The 3,611-nt window shown below is 36.5% G+C and carries 3 protein-coding genes and 1 pseudogene; 1 reads left to right on the top strand and 3 read right to left on the bottom strand.

Annotated features, from left to right (window positions below; genetic code table 11):
• The first annotated feature begins 43 nt into the window (after window positions 1–43).
• The gene (locus tag BB045_RS07085; protein ID WP_075140620.1) at window positions 44–1,399 is read left to right on the top strand and encodes a hypothetical protein; all 1,356 of its coding nucleotides are present in this window, start codon (window positions 44–46) and stop codon (window positions 1,397–1,399) included.
• Between the two features lie 35 nt (window positions 1,400–1,434).
• Here BB045_RS07085 and BB045_RS07080 read toward each other — a convergent pair whose 3' ends face one another.
• From BB045_RS07080 to BB045_RS07070, 3 genes and pseudogenes are all read right to left on the bottom strand, one after another.
• A complete protein-coding gene (locus BB045_RS07080; protein WP_075140619.1) occupies window positions 1,435–1,923 on the bottom strand; it encodes a hypothetical protein in 489 nt (162 codons plus the stop codon).
• Window positions 1,924–1,942: 19 nt separating this feature from the next.
• Window positions 1,943–2,518 (bottom strand): replication-relaxation family protein, encoded by a 576-nt coding sequence (locus BB045_RS07075; RefSeq protein ID WP_083605832.1) that lies wholly within the window; start codon window positions 2,516–2,518, stop codon window positions 1,943–1,945.
• Window positions 2,457–3,611, bottom strand: a pseudogene (locus BB045_RS07070) (FtsK/SpoIIIE domain-containing protein); the annotation flags it as partial. The gene BB045_RS07075 and the pseudogene BB045_RS07070, both read right to left, overlap by 62 nt.

Below are 3,611 nucleotides of genomic sequence, written 5' to 3'. Positions count from 1 at the left end.
TTTATAGATAGAAAATTATGTCTATTATTCAAGGGGGATTTTTATGTCTGAAGGATTTAGCGGAACCGGCAAATTTGAATTTGATGGTATAGAAAGTTTAGAAGGTGGATTTCATATTAACTTAGATGTAAACAAGCCGTGGGATAAAACTAATTTAATCAATGGTGCTTTCAATGGTATATTACCTAGGGAAATTGCAAACGAAGAATGCCTTTATCCATGGAATTTTAATGGTATAACTATTGATGGGAAAGTGATAAGTGGACATCAATTATCAGTAGTGAATATTAAAGAACGTCCTATGTCAAGAGTTTATTTGTGTAAATTTGACTTCACGCAACTTACGATAGGTGAATCGCAAGAAAGTGAATATATAGAGTTTTGGATACCTAATTTCGTCATTGGTTTTGCTGAAACATCAGAACATTCCCCAGGACGCATGTTACGTGATAAAACTTATTTGAATTTAAATTTTAAACAAGAAGCATTTTCTCTTGAATTTACTGGTGTTCAAGATATAGTGATTAACTACAATGAAGCCTTAAGACGAGAAGATAATTTCATTAGCGTAAAAGTCATTGTAAAGAAAGAGACAGGTTTATTATCCTACGAAACAGCTGTAGAATTAATGGATACCCTATTAGATTTATATTCTATAGCTTACGGATGCCGATTAAAATGGACAAATGCAATAGGCTATATCGGACAGCATGAAGTATTTCATCATATCAGAAAAGTCCCTCCTGCGACATTAAGGCCTTTTAGACAATTAATTGATGTAGTTTTCCATAATAAATTGACGCATTTTATTGAAACTTGTTTTCCGGTTTATTCTACTTTCAGCAACGATACTAGACTAGCACTAAGAAAATTAACAGATGGCATTCACTTATCGGCATCTATGCCAATTTTCCCAATGCCGTTTATCATTACAGGCTCAACTATTGAAGAGTTTGTAAAAAATGAATTAGGGGATGTAGATGTCAATTATATTACTAGAGCTGATAGAAGACGGACTTATTCTTATTTTAAAGATCTTATGGAAGAGCATATTATTCCATTATTGTCTGAAGAGGACAGTGCAGAACTTATGAACAATCAAATACTTCCTAATCAATGGAAGGTCCTTTTCCAAAGAAACCTTCGCGCAAGAATTATAAAGTTACTTCAAGAATATAATTTAGAATTCAATGGTGAACATTTAAAAAACTTTGTTAATAAAAGAAATAGCGCAGCACATGGTGGTTATGAATTCTCTCCTTCAGATTATATAGTTTGGTCTAAAATGGTCGCTTTACTAGAACAAGTATTATTAAAAAAATTACAGTATGAAGGCGAATATATAGACTATTCGACAAACCCACCAGCACCAAAAACTCTATCCGTAAATGAATCTTGAAATAAGCACTCTGTTTAATCAGAGTGCTTCTACTTTTATATAGCTTTAGCAATCTCAACAAGCAGCCTCATAAACAACGGAATCATTTGAACTACAATATAGCCAATCCCTGCTCTTGAAATTAAGCTAAATCCCCGTTCCTGACTGCCAACCATAATGAACAAACCACCGCATAACGCTACAACGGATGCAATGGGATAGGATACTGCTTTAATCAAGAATATAACTGGTTCAAACGCATTTACTATACGATTATACAGTTGGCCATCTATATAATTCTTTATCTTTCCGTCGTTTGATTGCACATCTTTAAATACTTCATTTACGTCTGGATTATTTCCATCAGCAAATACATGAGGAATATCTATAATTTGGCTGAATATAATAGCACTGCCGATTACTATACTTACTCGCACCGCCACAGGTGCGTATTTTTTTGCTTTCTTTTTGAACAAGCTCCACTTTTTCTTTACCCCGTAGTTACCATCCATAAAATCTTTGATGCTCATTGTCTCTGCTGCCATATGGACCATCCCCTTAATTTTAATGGAAATCAGTAACCGTAAATATATTGCAATCTAATCCCTCACAAAGCTTTTGTAGGTTCTTCCTGCGATATTCCGTCGTGGTGTACCAAATGAACTTAGGTGTCTTTTCAAACACTTTGCATTCGATTAATTTGCGATACTTCTGCATCTTGATACGATTTGCACTCATTTTCTGCTCATGATCCACTTCTACAATGTAATAACGGCCATTATTAGTGAAGATTGCATCTGCAATTATAGAAACGATACCTTTTACGTTCATTTTCACTTCCTGCTTCCACGTTTTCGGACATTCGTAAGCAATATAGATGTCATTCCTCATAATGTAGTGTCGGAATTGATTCGAACGTTTGAGTATTTTCTTGCTCCCAATACGTTCGCGCCCTTCTTTGTTAAGGTAATAAACTTTCTCCCCATCCCTAAAGCTAGACACATATTCTTCAATTCCCTTCATGACACGTGATGCATTCCTATCTCCACCGAGATTATGAAGAACCTGTAATTGCTTTCTAGTCAAGAATCCCAATTTCCTCAAGCTGTAGAGTATGCTTTCTGTGCGTTGTTCCTTCATGGCGAGTTTTTGCATCTTCATGCTCCTTCCTCGCTCTTATGTTGATGTGTGGCTTTATGATGTTATCAATTTGCTTATTATCGATATAAATTGTCTGTAGGACCGTTTTCTCGTTCGTTTGATATATAGCCCTTCCTTTTATGTTAGGAAGACTCTCTGCGCCGCCCTCGTCTAATACGGCACGGCTCCCTGCTTCTGTCTGCAATCTAAAGCAAACACGAGCACCAATGTTTTGACGCAGTTGTGATGGCATAGCGCTATTCGTCGGATATTGGGTTGCATATATTAAACGGAATCCAGCCGCCCTGCCACGACGACCAATATCAACAATAATGTCCTGGCACTCCTGGTATGGCGCTATATCGGCTGCTTCATCTACGATTACAAAATACCGTACTGGATCCCCCGCTTCTTTTATATCTTCGTATCCTTTTTCTAGTAAGTATTCGTTTCTAGCATTCAGTTTATCTTGCAATTCCCTTAGAGTCTTAAGGGTTTCCTCTGGATTCTTCGCAATTGATTCGACTTGGTTTAAGAATCGGTAACGGTTGAAAGAGAGACCACCCTTCAAATCTATAAGGAATAGCTTTATATTTTCTGATTGGTTGCGTACCAGCGAAGTAATAATAAGCTTTAATACATTCGATTTCCCCATATCCGTCATGCCGGCAGAGATCATATGTGATAACTGGTCAAAGTCGTGTTTTACTAATCCGTCCCTTGTATAACCAATAGGTACTTCCCATCCCTTACATTGCTTCATCATCTCTTCTTCAAATTTCACGAAATCAGGTATCCCTTTCTTGTAAACTCGTATTTTAAGTAACCCATCGTAAAACAGCTCAATTTCCTTTCTAATGAGTTTTTTCTTGCTTATAACGTTTTGTATTTGTTTTAAGATATCTTTTCGCAGTCGAAGAGATTTGAAATCTTGTAGTTTAAAATCATAAACTTTTCTCTTGTGATTTAATCCATCCTCTAAATGTTGCATTTTTTGTTCGACATCGGAGAAGCTAAGTCCGAGCGGAATCCTATACGCATACGCAACTCCCCATTACTTTCCCGTCTTACGGCGGAGCTGTATGGTCTTGGT

It is taken from the genome of Staphylococcus sp. MB377 (genome assembly GCF_001922505.1).
GTDB lineage: Bacteria > Bacillota > Bacilli > Staphylococcales > Staphylococcaceae > Staphylococcus > Staphylococcus haemolyticus.
Note: the sequence above shows the minus strand (reverse complement) of the source record. Positions and strands in the feature narration are given on the sequence as shown.